This window comes from Flavobacterium sp. SP2, assembly GCF_057626655.1.
The window spans coordinates 37,900-56,247 of record NZ_JBVHBT010000001.1 but is presented as its reverse complement, the minus strand read 5'-3'; the positions used below and the strand labels follow the sequence as shown (position 1 = coordinate 56,247).

Below are 18,348 nucleotides of genomic sequence, written 5' to 3'. Positions count from 1 at the left end.
TCTAAACCAACCCTAGAATTAATGAAAAAAATTATTGCTATTTGTATTCTTTTTGTATCAATTTCGTTTGCACAAGATACTGAGAAAAAAGTTTGGGATTTATTACTTGCCAATAAACGTGTTGATGCACGAAAATTATTTGATAAAGAATTGAAGTCTAAAATTAATTCTAACGTAGATTATCTAATCTTAGACGGAATGTTAGATTATGAATTAGGTAAATTGAGTTTTGACGATGCATTTCTTCAAAAATTTATAAGTGTTTGTAAGCAAAAAGAATATTTATATCCATTATGGTACAAGCCGTATATGATGGATAATACAACTGCAAATGGTTTTAATGATTATACCTATAAAAAAATAGACCATTTAGCAGCTAGCGAATTTTTTGGCAATGATGTGCTAACGATATACTATAAAGGGGTTTGCGACAGAAAACGTAAAAATATGGATGGCTATTACAGCCAAATGAAGAAGCTAAATGCAATTGAAGATTGGCAGTATTGTGGCGTATTTGAGAACTTGAACGATAGTGGTTTGGAAACTGAATACGAACCTGAAATATATGCCAAAAGCGATAAACTTTTTGATGCTAATAGTAATGGTAAAGTAGGTTGGTACGTTCCTGTTGATAAACAGAATGAAGGTTTTCATTTTTATGCTAATGAGTCTGAGTATGGAAATGGAATTATGTATGCTCAAGTTTTTATTGAATCAGATGCTGATAGAATTGTACAACTCAACTTTGGAACAAGTTCTTCAATAAAAATATTTGTAAACGATGTTGAAATATATGTAAACAATACAGCTCAAAATACTGATTTGAATGCCTATAAACTACAATTTAGTTTGACAAAAGGAATGAATAGGTTGTTGGTCAAGTCTTCTACAAGAGCAAGTAATGATAATTTTTTCATGTCAATAACGGATGAAAATTCAGCTAAAATCTCTAATTTAAAATTTTATAATTCTTTTCAACCTTACTCTAAGTCTAATTTAGAAAAATTAAATCCTATTGAATTAAATCCAGATTTTGAAGAATATTTTAAAAAGCAAATAGCTAAAAATCCAGAAAATGTTTTGTATCAAATTTTGCTTTTTGAAGCTTATTCTAATAACAGTAAAAATGATTTAGCGAATGATGTACTAGAAAAGTTAGTTGCGAAATACCCAAAATCATCTTTGATTCAAGTAATGCAAATGACGAATTATGCCAATAAAAATGAAGAGCAAGAAGTAGAGGAAATTGCATCGAATATGGAAGTAAACGATGAATATTATTATTACAATATTTTAAAGAAAATTCAAGATAGTGAGTGGTTAAAGACTGCAAATATTGTTGAACTTGAGAAGTTTAGGGAAAAAGCCAAAACTATAAAATCGGACATGATTACCATATTATACGATTTCATTTTAGCATCAAGAAAGGCCGATGTCAACCTTATGCTTGAAGGAATTGAAAGATTATTTGCAAGTTCAGATAACAATGAATTTTATGTAACATCATTTTCGCCAGTTTACGAAAGTCTTAAAAATAATAAAGCTAAAACCATTTCTATGTTGGAAGATTTGGTTGCCAAAAAAGATAACTTAGAGGCTTTAAACCTCCTAATTAACTATTACAATGCTGCCGATAGAAAAGCCGAAGTTGAAAAGATAGTCCATGACGCAAGTAATCGATATGCTTATTCCAATGCAATGCGAAACGATTATATTTCTATTTTAATAGATGAAAAAAGATATGCCGAGGCGCAAACTGAAATTGATAGAGCCTTACTAAATTTTCCTTATTCATTTTCATTTATGCAGAAGAAAGGAATGGTTTTTAATTATTTAAATAATGTAAAAGAAGCCGAAAAGTATTTTAGAATGTCACTTTCTCATAATTCAGCGAACAGTACTTTAAGAAAACAATTGTACGACATTACGAAGACACCAGACGAGATTGAAGAAGTCGCAACTAAAGATATTTATAAAGTTATTAAACAGCGCCGAAACACTACATTAAAAGGTGACTACGGAGTTACGACTTTATTAGATGAATATATTGTAAATGTACTGCCAGAAGGAGGACGAAAATCTAAGGTAACTTTTTTATATGAAATTACTTCTGAAAAAGGTATTGAAGAAATGAAAGAATATTCGATAGATTCCTACAGCAACACTATTTTAAAATCGGAAATTGTAAAAATTGACGGTTCAATAGTTCCAGCAGAAGAAGGTGATGGTACTCTAGTTTTTACCGATTTAAAAGTGGGTGATGTAATTTATGTTCAATATGAAAGATATGAAAATGCTTCTGGTAGATTTTATAAAGATTTCGATTTGTCCTGTTATTTCAATAGTTCTTATCCAGAAGTTGAAGCTATATTCGGATTTATTTATCCACAAGGAACTGAATTTATTTCAGAATTTGTAAACGGATCGGTTCCATCAACCACCAAGAAAATTAACAATAAGACGTGTACGATTTGGAAACGAACCAACGTTCCTGCAATGAATTTAAACGAATCATATTCGCCAGTTTATGGAGATTTAACCAATACAATTAAAATTTCAACAATTAAATCGTGGAAAGAAATATCCAATTGGTATTCTGATTTAGTAAAGAAAAGTTTAAAAATTGATAAAGTAACTAAAACTACTTTTAACGAAATTTTTCCAGCTGGATTTGCTTCATTATCGCAAGAAGATATTGCAAAAAAAATATATTCCTATATTGGTAATAATATCACTTACAGCTCTTTAGATTTTAGGCAAAGCGGTTATGTACCTCAAAAACCATCAAAAACAATAACTACAAAACTAGGTGATTGTAAAGATGTATCAACTCTTTTCGTAGCATTGTCTGAACTTGCAGGTTTAAAAGCTAATTTGGTTTTAGTAAGTACAAACGATAATGGGTTTACATCAATGTTGTTGCCATCAAACGATTTTAATCATTGTATTGTAAAAGTTGTGCTTGACGGAAAAGACTATTTTCTTGAATTGACAGATAAATACATGCCATTTAAAGCATTGCCAAGTTCATTGTTCAAAGCTAATGCACTTGTAATTTCGTTTGACAAAGCTGAAAATGAAAAATCTCAAATAATAAATATTCCGTTTGATAATGCAATTAAAAATACAAATGCGACTACGACAGTAATTTCTATCGATGATAAATCTAAGAGTTTCACCAACACATTTACTGTTCAAGGTGCTAATAAATCATATTATAACGAGTTGTTTTCGACTGCGACAACAGAAGATATTCGTAAGAAAAAAATAGAGGAAGAATACAATTCTAATACTAAAAAAGTAGTTACTTTACAATCTGCCAAAGTCATTACAAACGAAATTTTTGATAAAGACATTACTTTTGAAACCAAATTTTCAATTGCAGAAAAACTTAAATCAGTTGGAAATTTAAAAATTACAGAATTACCTTTTCTTGATAAAGTGTACACACGAGATATAATTTCATTAGAAGATAGAAAATACGATATTCAATACTTTAGTTATGAGAACAGTTCGAATTACGATAATACAATTGTATTGAATATTCCTGAAAATCAAAAGTTTACAGAGATTCCAGAAAGTAAAACCTACCAATATAAAAATCATAAATACGATATAAGTTTTGAACTGGTTAAACCAAATTCGTTAAAAGTTACGCGACAAGTTAGCATTCCTTGGGATAATATTACAATTGCTGAGTACCAAGATTATAAAAAGTATGTAGATGAAATAATCGCAACCGAAGAACAAATTGTTGGATTTAAATAGCAATTAAAATAAAACCCATCTTATTGTAGAAAATAAGATGGGTTTTTTACTACGTATTATTGCTCGATTATAGACAAGTAGCGTTCTAAACATTCTTTTTCTATTGTTGCCACAAATAGCAAAAAATCTTCTTTATTACCATTGGTTTGTGAAGTTTCTAACGATTGATAATAACTCATTCTGGTTTCATAATCACCTTTAATATTGGCAATTACAAATCCGTTTTGTAGTAATATCAAATTCATAACCAAGCGCGAAGTTCTTCCATTACCATCTATAAATGGATGAATTGTTACTAATCTTTGATGCATTTCTGCGGCTAAAACTACAGGATGAAGTTTATTTTTATTTATTTCATACCATATAAAATAATCTTCCATTTCTTTAGGAACAATAAAAGGTTGCGGCGGCATGTGTGCACTTCCTTTTATCATTACTTGAACTCTTCTGTAACGACCAGCGTCTTCTGGAATTATTCCTCGAAGTATTAAATTATGAATTGCTAAAACCTCTCTTTCATTAAAAGAGAAATTTCTATCCATTAATTGTTTTATGTAAGCAATAGCTTCAACATGATTTATGACTTCAAGATGTTCGCGCATGCTTTTTCCAGAAATTGTTAAACCTTCGTTTATGACTAAATCTGTCTCTCTTAGCGTTAAAGAGTTTCCTTCAATTCTATTACTTTCAAAGGTGTATTCCAATTCTAACGCTTGTGCGATTTTGAAACTATCAAACTTTCTAAATTTTTCTAATTTACTTTTTAAAACATCAATTTCATCAAGTAGTGTAGTTAAACTTGTGGACAGCTTTGGACTGATTTTATTATAAATGGCGCGCTCTTCTCGTACTTGATTCATTGCTTTCATTGCCAAATCATCATCGCCAATTTCATAAAGAATTTTTTCTTTAAGCCACGCAATCATTAGTGTTTCGTAATCTATATCTAACAGTTGAGCCAGTTTTACTACTTGTTCTCGGGTTGGTTTTCTTGTGCCGTTTTCAAACTTACTAATTAATGCTTGATCAATTTGTAATTGTTGTGCCAACTCACGAGTTTTTAAACCTTTTAATTCTCTTGCATTTTTCAATAAAGTTTTCATATCTATGACTTTTATTTTCATGACAAATTTAGTCATATTTTTATTGTAAAAAAAATAAAAGCAACTCTTTTTAAAAAATTTAATTAAATTCTTTTTTAATTCGGGCTAAATCACGTTTGGTGTCTTGTTCTTTTAAAGATTCGCGTTTGTCGTAGGTTTTCTTTCCTCTGCACAAGGCAATTTCTAATTTGGCCAACCCTTTTTCATTCGTAAACAGTCGAAGCGGTACAATAGTTAGACCTTTAGTTTCAACGCTTTTTGAAAGTGATTTTAGTTCTCTTTTATTAAGTAGTAGTTTGCGTTCGCTTCTAGCTTTGTGGTTGAACTGATTGCCAAAAGCATATTCTTCGATTGAAGTGTTGATTGCGAAAAGTTCTCCGTTATCATTAAACTCACAAAAACTTTCGGTAATGTTTGCTTTTCCTAATCGAATCGATTTTATTTCTGTTCCTGTTAAAACAATTCCTGCCGAGTATGTTTCGAGAATTTCATAATCGAATCGGGCTTTCTTGTTGAGTATGTTGGCAGTTTTAATCATAAGTTTGCAAATGTAATGACAATTGAACGAAAGTGCAATTTAATTTATAAATTTGCAGCATGATACAATCTAAAGATCCGTTACACGGTGTTACGCTTCAAAAAATTCTTGAAGATTTAGTTGACTATTACGGATTTGACACCCTAAGTGAATTTGTAAAAATTAAATGTTTTACTGACAATCCTTCTATAAAATCGAGTTTGACTTTTTTAAGAAAAACCGATTGGGCAAGAACTAAAGTTGAAAATTTGTACATTAGAACAGTACCAAAACTGAATAAATAATCAATACAAAAAATTCATTAGCCCTGATGGCAGTGGCATCCTTTTATAAAAAAATCCTTTCTTTTCGGAAAGGATTTTTTTATAAAAGATAAAACGTACAGCAGGAATTACCATGGTTGATAAAGCCCAAGCCATGCGCTTCTAAAAATTAGTTACGCTTCGGCAACGCCACGCCATTGTTTGATTTTTCGAGATAAGACAAGCATTATCAAGACAACAAAAACCAAGTTTAAATAGGTTAATACAAAGAGTGTATCGGGGTCTTGAAAATAGGTTAATCTCGGGTAAATAATGTCGCGCGATTCTCCAAAAGCATCGTTGTAACCACTTAGTTCTTTTGCAATTTCGATTATTAAATAATATACTATTGGTGTAAAGGCTGGTAACATCCAAAGCATGGCGTTAATAGTTATCCCCGAAATTCCTTTCGATTTTTTTCTGTAAATCACCACTAAAAAATAGCCAAATAAGGAAAGAAATAAGAGCAAAATTCCAGAGAAGTATACATATTGTGAACCGAAAATTGCTGTAATTATTCCCATTATAATGTTTATAATTCCTAACGAAACAACCGCTATTAGCCAATTTCTTCCTGATGTTACACGGAATGAAAATACTAAAAGTGAAATTCCGAAGGCTACGTAAAGCGAGATTAAAAATGTAGCCCAATTGATGTCGGGATTGTTGTAACTATCAGCAATTTTTTTATAGGAATAATGCAGTTGCTTTTCGGGAACATAGAACTTGTTGTACAAGTATTCTTGGTTGTTGATTGTTCTTATGTATTGCTCGGTGGTATCAATTTTTGGCGCATTATTGTTGTTGAAGTTTTCTTGGTAATATATATCGCGCTCTTCGCTTCCTATGGTTTTATATATTTCGAAATTTGGATAATCATAAGTCAATTCTACCCACTTATTTTCATCAATACTTGCTTTTAAATCATGTTCTTTCGCAATTTTTAAATAGTTTTTCATCAGGTTGCGAACCGAATCTTTTTGGTTATTTACCAACCACGTTTTGATCCGTTCTTTTAGAATTGAATCTTTTTCGGAATCAAAAAAACTATAATCGTTAATGTTTTTATTTAACAGCGAATTGTTTGAATACGATTTTCCTTTGTAAGTAAAATGAGTTTTTAATTGTACAGCTTCTACAGAATCAATTGCAATTGCAGCGGTATCTACAGCATCAACTTCTACAGCAGCTTCTACCGCAAAATTATTTTGATAATACGCATACGAACCGTTTACAAAAAACGAACCCATTGCCAATGTTTCGCAGCGTTTTTTGGCTTCGGCTTCTGAAAAATAACTACGAACTCGGGTTTCTTTTCCGTAAAAATAACTGACTAGAAAAGTTACGATTAACAAACAGGATAATAAAATTAACAGCCATTCTTTAAACAATGAAAAATTGTTTTTGGGATAAAATGTTTTTAAAGCGTTGTTTTTAAAGTAAAAAACCAACCAAAGTATCAAAGATAAAATGGATAACAGAACACTAAAAAAGATTAAAGTTCCTTCGCCAGCATTAAAACTGTAACTGTTTTCACTTTCTGTAAAATTTAAACCACCGTTATAATAACCAAGAATAAAGAAAACTAAATGAAAGATAATTGCAAAAGCTGTAAGAGGTACAATTTTTAAATTCCACAGAAGTGGTTGATTTATAAGAAGGTATTTTTGAATATTTTTGAACATAGTTTTAAGATTTAAGATACGAAAAAGCGACGGGTTGAATTAGAAATATTTCGGAAATAGTGTACCGGAATTTTACTTTCGATTAGCAATTTCATGAAATCATACACTGAAATTTTATCTGGAAAAGTTACAATATAAGTTCCGCCATTAAACTGTAATGAAATCATTTCTAGTTTTGTAAATAATTCTCCAAGCTCGTTTTGTGTAAACGAACTTTCAAATTCTATTACTAAATCATTGACTATTTGTTCTTCTTCATTGGAAACGAATTTTTCGTGAAGATTTTTTTGTTTACCATGTTTTAAGAAAATAACCTGATCGGAAGTTTTTTCTACTTCATACAATTGCTGTGAGCTTAAAACGATTCCGATTGGTCTAAAAGGCGATTTTGCTATAGCTTTAAAATCTTCTAAAACGGTTTGCTGTGCCAAAATATCAAGATTTGCTAACGGTTCATCAATTAGCAGTATTTTAGGTTTTCTAAGCAGCATTCTTGCCAATTCAAAACGCATCTTGTAACCAGACGACAAACTTTTCCAACTGTGATTTCTAAATTTTCGTAAACCCAATCGTGCAATTATAAGTTCTACTAGCAATTCGTTTTCTTCGGGTTGGTAACCGTAACTAGAAGCCGTAAATTGTAAATTTTCAAACATGGAACCATACCAAGAATCGGTGCGCTGCGGAATGTAAACCAGTTGCGTTCTTAAATCAAATTGATCTTCGTGGTTAAAATGATATTTTATTTTTCCTGCTGTAGCAAATAATTCTCCACACAATGCTCGCAACAACGTTGTTTTTCCGTTTCCATTTTCTCCAACCAATCCTAAAATTTCACCTTGGCGCAATTCTAGATCTATTGGTCCAAGTCCGAAACTTGATACACCATAACTTTTAATTAAACCCGAAGTTGAAACCAAAACTTCTTTATTGGCAAGTGGCTTGGAACTTAAAACAGCATGCAAATTGGATAATATTGCTTGGTATTTTTCTTTTTTTTCCTCGGTTACAGCTTCATTTTTATCAAGCCAAATTAGAAATTCATTGGTTTTTTTATACTGATTTACATCTTCAGTATCCAATGTCAAATCGATTATTCTCTTGGTAAGAATAGAAAAGTCTTCAAACTTTAGAAAGTTCTGTAACTCCTCGTATTGTTTTTCAAATTCGTTCATAGTATTGGTTGGTTTGTTTTATTATTTTTTAAAATTTCGTTTTAAAATAGAGTAAATTACTGAATCCCAAAATTTGCCTTCATAGAATGCGTTTTCTAAAAAATGTGCTTCTTTTACAAAACCATTTTTTAGTAAAACCTGTTCCGACGCTTTATTTTCAGGGTCAATAACTGCCTCGATAGAATGCATTTGTAAATCTTCAAATCCGTATTCCAAAACTACTTTTACGGCTTCGGTTACAATCCCTTTTCCCCAATATTCTGGCAAAATCATATAACCAATTTCGCAACGGTAATTTTCGGGTTGAATTCGGTAATGACCAATTATTCCTATAAGTTTAGGATTTCCTTTTAGTGTAATTGCCCAATTTATTCCTTCATTGCTTTCTATTTTAGAATCAATCATTTTGAAATGTGCCAGCGCTTCTTCGGTCGTGGTAACCAAAGGTCTTGGAATGTATTTCATCGTTTGTTCATCACCACGAAGTTTTAAGATTTCTTCGAGATCGGTTTCTGCAACTCTTCGTAATAATAATCGATTGGTTTCTAGATTTTTAAAAGGATGGAAGTTAATTGTAAGCATAAATCATTTTTTGAATTTATAAAATTGCTATCGTAAAAGAGCATTCAAATTGTTCGTTTTCTTTAACAATTTGTATGCCATCTTTTTCTTCTATTTTGCCATTCGAATTTAGGGTGTCCGAATATCCTAACCAAGGTTCGATACAAATAAATGGAGCGTTGACTTTGGTCCATATTCCTAAATTTTTAAAATCTGAAAAACTTACTTTCAAAATTTCTTTTTGATTTTCAACGATTGTAATTTCTTTAGATTTTAGTGATTTGAATATCAAAGCATCATTTTCAAAAGTAGAATAGGATAGCGGTAATTTCTTATTCTTTAAATGAACATCGAAATTTTTATCAGATACCAAATCATTTTCAAGAACATAGCATTGTAAAGTTTCTTGTTCTTGAAATTGTAATGAATAATTTTCAAAATTAGTTGGCAAGGCAAATGCAGGATGCGCTCCAATTGAGAACGGAATTACAACTTTGTCTTTATTAATAATTGTGTAACTTATGGTTAAAGTGGTTTCGGTTAAACTATATTTTAGTTGTAGTTCAAACTGAAATGGATATATTTTTAAAGTTGCATCGTCATATTCTAAGGAGAAAACAATTTCATTTTCTTGCTGATACACAATCTTAAAATCACAATCTCTTGCAAAACCGTGACGCGATAAGTTGTATTCTTTATTGTTATAGTTATAGGTATTGTTACGCAATGTTCCAACTATTGGAAACAAAACAGGCGAATGTTTACCCCAAAATTCAGCATTTCCTTCCCAAATATATTCGCGGTTGTTTGGTATGTTTTTGAGCGAACACAATTCGGCTCCTTTAGTATTGAATTGTGCAACGATTTTGGAATTATTGATTGTTGTTTTCAATGGAATTCTTAATATTTGATTAAAAAAATAGGTTGTGTAAATATATTTTATTAATTTTAGTTTTCCCAAATAAAAGTAATTTATTAAAACCAGTGCGTTATGAGTACAGAATTTGAAACAATAGAAAAAGAAACGATATCCAATTTGCATTTTCCAGATACCGATGTTTTACAGAGTAAAGAAGAAATTAAACAGAGATACTCAGAGCTCAATCGTGCATTATCATTAGGAAATTTAGAACATTCTAAAACAAAAATTTATTTTGAAGACAACCAATCTAAGAAGGTTGTTGAAACGACCGTTTGGGGTTTAACTGAAAACAGAGTGATTTTAAAACAAGGTAATGTTATTCCAATTAATAGAATTTTCAAATCTGCGTAACAAAAATCGAATTGTTAAGACTAATGAAAAAAAGTGCTTTCGAAATTATCGAGAGCATTTTTTTCTTTAATTTGTCAATCAAAAAAAATAACTTAAACTCATGAAAAACAATTTTTTTAAGGTGCTTCCATTGGTAGCTTTGTTTTTTGGACTTGCTGTTGCACAAGCGCAAGAAGGAAAACCAGTTAACAACTACAATTACAATGAGGCTTTTGGTAATAATTTTTATACCAAAAACGGAACTGAAACACGTTCTGCAAGTGGACAACCTGGTGCAAAATACTGGCAAAATCGTGCTGATTATACACTTTCGGCAACGCTAAACGATCAAACTAGTGAAATATCGGGTTCTGAAATTTTAACCTACACCAATAATAGTCCAGATAAATTAGGATTTCTTTGGATGAATTTAGATCAAAATTTATTTAAAAAAGATTCTCGTGGTAACGCAATTATTCCTGTAAAAGGAAGTAGAAACGGAGCGAAAGGTCAAGATTTTGATGGTGGTTTTAAAATAAAATCAGTTAAAGTACTTTCGTTGGTTGCAGGAAAATCGGTTGAGACCAACGCAACTTACACCATTACTGATACTAGAATGCAAGTAAATCTTCCACAAGAATTGAAAGCAAACGGTGCAAGCGTAAAACTTAAAATCGAATTCTCTTATGTTTCACCAGTATATGGATCAGATAGAACTGGAATTTTAGATACTAAAAACGGAAAAATATTTACTATAGCGCAATGGTATCCAAGAATGTGTGTTTATGATGATGTGTTGGGTTGGAATACAAATCCATATCTTGGAGCAGGTGAGTTTTATCTAGAATATGGTGATTATGATATTTCGATAACAGCACCAGCTAATCATATTGTAGTTTGTTCTGGTGAATTGCAAAATTCAACTGAGGTTTACACGGCTGAGCAGCAAAAACGTTGGGCAACGGCTAAGACTAGTGATAAAACAGTTATGATTCGTTCGGCTGAAGAAGTTACCAATGCTTCCTCTCGTCCTGCAGGAAAAAGTACGTTAACATGGAAATTCAAACTTAAAAATGCTCGTGATGCTTCTTGGGCTTCATCGGCAGCTTTTATAATTGATGCTGCAAAAATTAATTTGCCAAGCGGTAAAAAATCGTTAGCAATTTCAGCTTATCCAGTTGAAAGTAATGGTGGAAATGCGTGGGAAAGAAGTACAGAATATACTAAAGCATCTATAGAAAATTATTCTAAAAGATGGTTTGAATATCCTTATCCAGCAGCGACAAACGTTGCAGGAAATGAAGGTGGAATGGAATATCCTGGAATTGTATTTTGTGGATATGAGTCGAAAGCAGCCGATTTATGGGGTGTAACCGATCATGAATTTGGTCACATTTGGTTTCCTATGATTGTAGGTTCTAACGAACGATTATTCGCATGGATGGATGAAGGTTTTAATACATTCATTAACGGATTGAGTTCGCAAGATTTTAATAATGGCGAATACAAGCAGCCAGTTACCAATATGCATGACGCTTCTGGAACGTTAACCAATCCAGAAATGGAACCAATTATGGCTGCACCAGATAATTTAAAAGAAGCTAATTTGGGTATTTTAGCCTATTACAAGCCAGGTTCTGGATTGGATATGTTGCGTAATCATGTACTTGGTGCAGAGCGTTTTGACAATGCTTTTAGAACTTACGTGGCACGGTGGGCTTACAAACACCCAACTCCAGATGACTTTTTTAGAACAATGGAAAATGTAGCTGGAGAAGATTTGGGTTGGTTTTGGAGAAGTTGGTTTGTAAACAATTGGAGTTTAGATCAAGGTATTGTTAGCGTAAAATATGTAAAAAACGATGCTAAAAATGGTGCAATAATTACTATTGAAAATCTTGAAAAGATGCCAATGCCAGTAGTAATTGAGGTAAAAACTAAAAGTGGTGCAATTTCAAGAAAATCGTTACCAGTTGAAATTTGGAAACGCAATGTTTCTTGGACATTCAAATACGATTCGACTGAAGAATTGGAATCAATTACATTAGATCCAGATCATGTTTTACCAGATAGTAACGATGAAAATAACGTATGGACAAATGCTAAAAATGGTGTATTACAATCGGCAAATATGGATGCTTATTTAGGAGATTTTTCTAGCAAGCAAATTCCAATTAAAATTAATTTTACCGAAGAAGATGGAACTCTAATTATTAATGCTACTGGACAACCATCGGTAGGATTAGAAGATAAAGGAAACGGAAAGTTTACTTTAGACCAAGCTGGTTTGGTATTGCAGTTTAACAATGCAAAAGATGCTTTTACATTGGAAGTAAGTGGTCAAAAATTTGATTTTACTAAAGATAAAAAATAATTTAAAAAAATATATTTTGAAAGGCGCGAATTTTTTCGCGCCTTTTTTTTGATTGCAGCACTAGGTATTAAAAGTGTTAATTAATACTTATAGTTTTCATAATGTTATTATAAGTGGTTATGAAAACAAAATAGATTGTTTTAAATTTATAAAAACATTAAAAAATTTAACCATGCAAATTCAAATTAACACTGACAAAAACGTAGAAGGAAGCGAACGATTGGTAAAGTATTATACTGCCGAATTGGAAAAAGAATTAGCTCGATTTGAGGATAAAATTACACGTATTGAAGTTCATTTTGGTGATGAAAATAGTGGAAAATTTGGGCTTAATGACAAACGTTGTTTGATTGAAATTCGTCTTGAGAAAAAGCAACCTATTGCCGTTACGGATTATTCGGATACACTTGAAAAATCGTTTTATGTTGCTTTAGAAAAAAGTAAAAAAGTATTAGCCACAACATTTGAAAAAATGCGTGAATATTAAATAGTATTTTATTGTAATTGCTTGTATTGAAATAGCCCAGATTGCAGTGAAAATAGAAAATGCCTCCAGTGTTTGGAGGCATTTTTTATTGAAATGGAAAGCTGGAATGACGTATATTGTAATGCGCAAGCCATTTGCTCCCAAAAATTATTTTAATTTTGAATTAATTCGGTTTGGTTTCTAAAAACCAATTCGCCATCAAAACTATCTAACAAAATAATGCTATCAGTTCCGATTTTACCAGCTAAAATTTCTTTCGAGAGTTGGTTCAAAACCTCGCGTTGAATCATTCTTTTTACAGGTCGTGCACCAAATTGTGGATCGTAACCTTTATCCGCAAGGTAGGTAATTGCTTCTGGTGTAGCGTCCATGATTATGTTTTGTTGTGCCAACATTTTAATTACATTTTTGAGTTGTAATCCTACAATTTTAGTAATATTGTCGGTTGTTAATGGTGGAAACAATACAATTTCATCAATTCGGTTTATAAATTCTGGACGAACTGTTTGCTTAAGCAAGCCAAGTACTTCAACTTTTGTAGCTTCGGTTGCGGTTTCGATACTTCCTTTTAAGTTTTCAAATTTTTCTTGAATTATGGAACTTCCCATGTTGGATGTCATGATGATGATAGTGTTTTTAAAATCGGCCAATCGTCCTTTATTATCGGTTAGTCTTCCTTCATCTAAAACTTGCAGCAAGATGTTGAAGGTATCGGGATGTGCTTTCTCGATTTCATCTAGTAATATTACCGAATACGGTTTTCTTCTCACGGCTTCAGTAAGTTGCCCACCTTCGTCGTAGCCCACGTATCCTGGAGGTGCGCCAACTAATCGGCTTACGCTGTGTCGTTCTTGGTATTCACTCATATCAATTCGGGTTAATGCATTTTCGTCGTCAAATAGATACTCGGCCAGTGCTTTGGCCAATTCGGTTTTTCCAACTCCGGTAGTTCCAAGAAATAGAAATGTGCCAATTGGTTTTTTCATGTCTTGTAAACCGGCACGGCTTCTTCTAACGGCATCGCTTACTGCTTGAATTGCTTCTTCTTGTCCAACAACTCGCAAATGCAATTCGTCTTCAAGTTTGAGTAGCTTTTCTCGTTCGCTTTGAAGCATTTTGGTAATCGGAATTCCAGTCCATTTTGCCACAACTTCTGCAATATCATCTCTTGTAACTTCTTCTTTAATTAATGAAGTTCCGTTTTGATTATCTTGTATTTGTTTTTGTAATGCGTTAAGTTCTTCTTGAGCTTCTTTAATTTTTCCGTAGCGCAATTCGGCAACTTTTCCGTAGTCGCCATCACGTTCAGCGCGCTCGGCTTCGGTTTTGAAATCTTCAATTTGTTTTTTAACGGTTTGAATGGCATCTACTACGTCTTTTTCTGACTTCCATTTGGTAAAAATTTCATTGCGATCTTCTTTTAAATTGGCTAAGTCTAAACTTAAAATTTTCAATTTATTCTGATCGTTTTGTCTTACATTGCTATCGTTTTCATAGGAGTTCGACGAATATTCAACTTCACGTTTTATGGCTTCAATTTCAATTTCTAGTTGCATTATTTTTCGGTCAAGTACATCTAATTCTTCTGGTTTAGAGTTGATTTCCATTCGCAATTTTGAAGCCGCTTCATCAATTAAATCGATTGCTTTATCGGGCAAAAAGCGATTGGTAATGTAGCGTTGTGATAACTCGACAGCAGCAATTATTGCATCATCTTTTATTTGGACTTTATGGTGGGTTTCATACTTTTCTTTAATTCCACGGAGTATAGAAATTGCACTTTCGGTATCAGGTTCGTCAACTAAAATTTTTTGAAAACGACGTTCTAACGCTTTGTCTTTTTCAAAATATTTTTGATATTCATCGAGCGTTGTCGCACCAATAGCACGAAGTTCACCTCGAGCCAATGCAGGTTTTAAAATATTTGCAGCATCCATTGCGCCTTCACCAGCACCAGCGCCAACTAGCGTGTGAATTTCATCAATAAAAAGTACAATATCTCCATCAGATGACGTTACTTCTTTTACAACGGCTTTTAATCGTTCTTCAAATTCGCCTTTGTATTTTGCACCAGCGATAAGCGAACCCATATCCAATGAAAAGATGATTTTGTTTTTTAGATTTTCTGGAACGTCGCCATCTACAATTCGGTGTGCAAGGCCTTCGGCAATAGCGGTTTTACCTACGCCAGGTTCGCCGACAAGCATCGGATTGTTTTTGGTTCTTCGAGTTAGAATTTGCAATACTCTTCGAATTTCTTCATCGCGACCAATAACCGGATCTAATTTTCCAGTTCGAGCTAAGTCGTTTAAATTTCGAGCGTATTTATTTAAAGCATTGTAGGTTTCTTCAGCCGATGCCGAGGTTACTCTTTCTCCTTTTCTAATTTCTTGAATAGCGGCTTCTAGCGTTTTTTGAGTTACACCTTGGTCTTTTAAAATTTGGGCAACTTTACTTTTAGATTTAAAAATTGCTAGCAATAAATGTTCTATTGATACATACTCGTCGTTCATTTTCTTGGCAATAATTGTTGCTTCGGTTAATGACGTATTAGCATCTCTAGAAAACAGTATATCGCCACCAGAAACCTTTGGAAAACTCTGGATTGTACTGTCTAAAATCTTTTTAAACAAATCAATATTTACATTGAGCTTGTTTAAAATAAACGGAGTTACATTTTCATCAACTTCTAGAATTCCTTTAAAAATGTGTTCGTTTTCTATTTGTTGGTGACCGTAACTTTGCGCAATTTGCTGTGCTTGTTGCAACGCTTCTTGCGACTTAATGGTTAAATTGTTACTACTCATATATTTTTAATTTTGTTTTCTTAATTTTATAAGAAACGCGTCAATATATGTTCCAATTCAAATTTAACGACAAAATGGCATTTATTTTGTTAAATTTGGTGAAATTAATATGTTTTTATGACATTATTTCTTGTTTTGTTAATTATGTTATGACGTAACTTCAATTTTCTTTACATTTGTTTTGATATAATTTGCTATGCTAAGAAAAATAGATAAAGAATTTTGGTTGGTTATTTTTGCTCTTTCTTGGATAGTTCTCATTACTTTTTTATGCCAATTACCCATTAGTAATTCGGTTGTTGGCGATGAAGGTAGTTTTCTACAAGCTGCTTTAAAATTATACAATCAGCAGTTGCCAAGTGATGACAGACCCTTCTTAATTGCTGCTATTCAAGGTTTTCCATTGTTGTTTAATTTTCCAGTACAATCCGTTTACATATGGAGTTTTATTATAAATTGTGTTTGCTGGATTTTGAGTTCACTATTGATTTTTAAAATATGTAAAATTAGAGTAGGCGAGAAGTGGGCTTTTGCAGCAAGCCTGCTATTTCTTTTATGCATCGGAAATCTGGCAATAAACTTCAAGCTTTTGTCGGAACCGATTTATATCTTTTTTATATTAGTGTCTTTGTTTTTCATCAACTCTTTTTATTGTAAGAAGCAAATTAAGTTTCTACTCTTAGGTATTGTTGTACTTACGTTATCTATCTTAATAAAACCCTTGTCGATGGGTTTATTAGTTGTAGTGCTCATTGCCTGCTTTAAGAAATGGAAATCATTGTTTTTTAATAGGTTATCATTTTTACTTTTTTTAAGTTTCGGATTGTTGTTTTTTCAAATACAATCGATGAAATCACAATACGGAAATTATACAGTTAGTTATATTGATGCTTTTACGTACTATAATTATTTAGGAACTAGAGCTGATTGTTTGAAAAATAAATCAACTTTTAAGCAAGGTGAAAATGAGCGGTATCGGTATTTTTTAAAATTACCAAGTTCTGAACAGAAAAAAGTTGCCCAAGAAGATTTGGTTTTTCAAATTCGGTACAATTTGCCCAATTTAATTCAAGCGTATTTCACTACTATTTTAATAAATTCTTCGAAAGGAAGTGCTTCAATTCATGCATTAGAAAACAATTCGAACACTTTTTATTTTGATTTTTTTCAATATAGTTTTAAAGTAATTACCAAATTGCAAAATTGTATTTTAACCCTTATTGGTTTTTTGCTGAGTATGAATTGTTTAGTTCGATTTAAAAAAGACGGATTTCTTTCTGTTGTTGCAGTAGCTTTTTTTTATATTTTATTTGTTTCAGGAATTTCAAGCGATCAAGGCGACAGGTTTCATATTGTTTTGTATCCATTGGTTTTGATACTGCTTGCAAGTTTTTTTAATAGAAAATTTATTGATTGATTTTATCAATAATTCAATCGAAACAAATCATTTTATCATAGTTATAAAATAAATGAGAATGTCTAAATTTGAAAATTAATTGAAAGCTATGAAAATTGTACTATCTCCTGCAAAGTCACTTGATTTTGAAACGCAAATACCAGTTACTTCATTTACTAATTATGATTTTGTAAAACAATCAGTATCAATCGATAAGGTTTTGAAAAAACAAAAACCGAAGCAACTAATGGAGTTGATGAGTATATCTGATAAATTAGCGGATTTGAATTGGCAACGAAATCAAGAACGGAACGTATCAGAATTATCAGTTGAAAATGCTCGTCAAGCTATTTATGCTTTTAATGGCGATGTATATTTAGGATTAGATGCTTACACTTTGCCTGAAGATAAAATAGAAGTTTTACAAAATAAATTGCGAATACTTTCTGGACTTTATGGTTTGCTAAAACCTTTAGATTTAGTGCAGCCTTACCGTTTGGAAATGGGAACAAAATTGCCTGTTGGAAAAAACAAAAATCTGTATGAATTTTGGAAACCTACCATAACTAAAGCTCTTAATGATGAAATTCAGGATGGCGAATTGTTCGTGAATCTGGCAAGTAACGAATATTTTGACGCCGTTGATGTAAAGAAATTGAAAGTTCCAGTAATAACTCCAGAGTTTAAAGATTATAAAGACGGAAAACTGAAAATGATTAGTTTTTTTGCAAAAAAGGCTAGAGGTTTGATGGTGCGTTATATTATTGATAAAAACGTTGAAACTATAGAGGAACTTAAAGGTTTTGATTACGAAGGTTATGCCTTCGACTCTAATTTAAGTAGTGGAAACAAATTGGTTTTTACTAGATAAAAAAAGTCTCGTAAATTTTACGAGACTTA

The 18,348-nt window shown here is 31.9% G+C and carries 14 protein-coding genes; 7 read left to right on the top strand and 7 right to left on the bottom strand.

The annotated features are described in order from the left end of the window. Positions 1-21: 21 nt before the first annotated feature. Positions 22-3,768 carry a transglutaminase domain-containing protein gene (locus ACZ098_RS00305; protein WP_487309734.1) on the top strand — a complete coding sequence of 1,249 codons (3,747 nt, stop codon included), beginning with the start codon at positions 22-24 and terminating at the stop codon, positions 3,766-3,768. A gap of 56 nt (positions 3,769-3,824) precedes the next feature. Here ACZ098_RS00305 and ACZ098_RS00300 read toward each other — a convergent pair whose 3' ends face one another. Then, positions 3,825-4,871 (bottom strand): Fic family protein, encoded by a 1,047-nt coding sequence (locus tag ACZ098_RS00300; RefSeq protein ID WP_487309733.1) that lies wholly within the window; start codon positions 4,869-4,871, stop codon positions 3,825-3,827. Between the two features lie 79 nt (positions 4,872-4,950). After that, a complete protein-coding gene (smpB, locus tag ACZ098_RS00295; RefSeq protein ID WP_487309732.1) occupies positions 4,951-5,409 on the bottom strand; it encodes an SsrA-binding protein SmpB in 459 nt (152 codons plus the stop codon). A 59-nt stretch (positions 5,410-5,468) separates the two neighbouring features. On the opposite strand from smpB, the gene ACZ098_RS00290 reads away from it, so the two are divergent. Continuing rightward, positions 5,469-5,693 (top strand): VF530 family protein, encoded by a 225-nt coding sequence (locus tag ACZ098_RS00290; protein ID WP_487309731.1) that lies wholly within the window; start codon positions 5,469-5,471, stop codon positions 5,691-5,693. A 152-nt stretch (positions 5,694-5,845) separates the two neighbouring features. Here the strand turns inward: ACZ098_RS00290 and ACZ098_RS00285 are convergent, their stop codons facing one another. Genes ACZ098_RS00285 through ACZ098_RS00270 form a run of 4 tightly spaced genes read right to left on the bottom strand, consistent with a single transcriptional unit; the run spans position 5,846 to position 10,093 of the window. Then, positions 5,846-7,396, bottom strand: coding sequence for a hypothetical protein (locus tag ACZ098_RS00285; protein ID WP_487309730.1), 1,551 nt, complete (start codon positions 7,394-7,396; stop codon positions 5,846-5,848). A gap of 11 nt (positions 7,397-7,407) precedes the next feature. Continuing rightward, positions 7,408-8,571 carry an ABC transporter ATP-binding protein gene (locus tag ACZ098_RS00280; protein WP_487309729.1) on the bottom strand — a complete coding sequence of 388 codons (1,164 nt, stop codon included), beginning with the start codon at positions 8,569-8,571 and terminating at the stop codon, positions 7,408-7,410. Between the two features lie 21 nt (positions 8,572-8,592). Beyond that, positions 8,593-9,153 (bottom strand): GNAT family N-acetyltransferase, encoded by a 561-nt coding sequence (locus ACZ098_RS00275; protein WP_487309728.1) that lies wholly within the window; start codon positions 9,151-9,153, stop codon positions 8,593-8,595. A gap of 16 nt (positions 9,154-9,169) precedes the next feature. Beyond that, complete coding sequence (locus ACZ098_RS00270; protein ID WP_487309727.1) at positions 9,170-10,093, bottom strand: aldose 1-epimerase family protein; 924 nt, start codon at positions 10,091-10,093, stop codon at positions 9,170-9,172. A 30-nt stretch (positions 10,094-10,123) separates the two neighbouring features. Between ACZ098_RS00270 and ACZ098_RS00265 the strand changes: the two genes are divergently transcribed. From ACZ098_RS00265 to ACZ098_RS00255, 3 genes are all read left to right on the top strand, one after another. Beyond that, positions 10,124-10,405, top strand: coding sequence for a hypothetical protein (locus ACZ098_RS00265; RefSeq protein WP_487309726.1), 282 nt, complete (start codon positions 10,124-10,126; stop codon positions 10,403-10,405). Positions 10,406-10,505: 100 nt separating this feature from the next. Then, positions 10,506-12,758 (top strand): M1 family metallopeptidase, encoded by a 2,253-nt coding sequence (locus tag ACZ098_RS00260; protein ID WP_487309725.1) that lies wholly within the window; start codon positions 10,506-10,508, stop codon positions 12,756-12,758. Positions 12,759-12,930: 172 nt separating this feature from the next. Continuing rightward, positions 12,931-13,245: an HPF/RaiA family ribosome-associated protein gene (locus ACZ098_RS00255; protein ID WP_487309724.1), complete on the top strand. Its 315-nt coding sequence runs from the start codon at positions 12,931-12,933 to the stop codon at positions 13,243-13,245. A 152-nt stretch (positions 13,246-13,397) separates the two neighbouring features. Here ACZ098_RS00255 and clpB read toward each other — a convergent pair whose 3' ends face one another. Beyond that, complete coding sequence (clpB, locus tag ACZ098_RS00250; RefSeq protein WP_487309723.1) at positions 13,398-16,052, bottom strand: ATP-dependent chaperone ClpB; 2,655 nt, start codon at positions 16,050-16,052, stop codon at positions 13,398-13,400. A 196-nt stretch (positions 16,053-16,248) separates the two neighbouring features. Here clpB and ACZ098_RS00245 point away from each other — a divergent pair, with 196 nt between their 5' ends. Then, the gene (locus ACZ098_RS00245; protein ID WP_487309722.1) at positions 16,249-17,469 is read left to right on the top strand and encodes an ArnT family glycosyltransferase; all 1,221 of its coding nucleotides are present in this window, start codon (positions 16,249-16,251) and stop codon (positions 17,467-17,469) included. 88 nt (positions 17,470-17,557) lie between these two features. Further along, on the top strand, positions 17,558-18,319 hold the full coding sequence (gene yaaA / locus ACZ098_RS00240; protein WP_487309721.1) for a peroxide stress protein YaaA: 762 nt from the start codon (positions 17,558-17,560) through the stop codon (positions 18,317-18,319). Positions 18,320-18,348 lie beyond the last annotated feature (29 nt).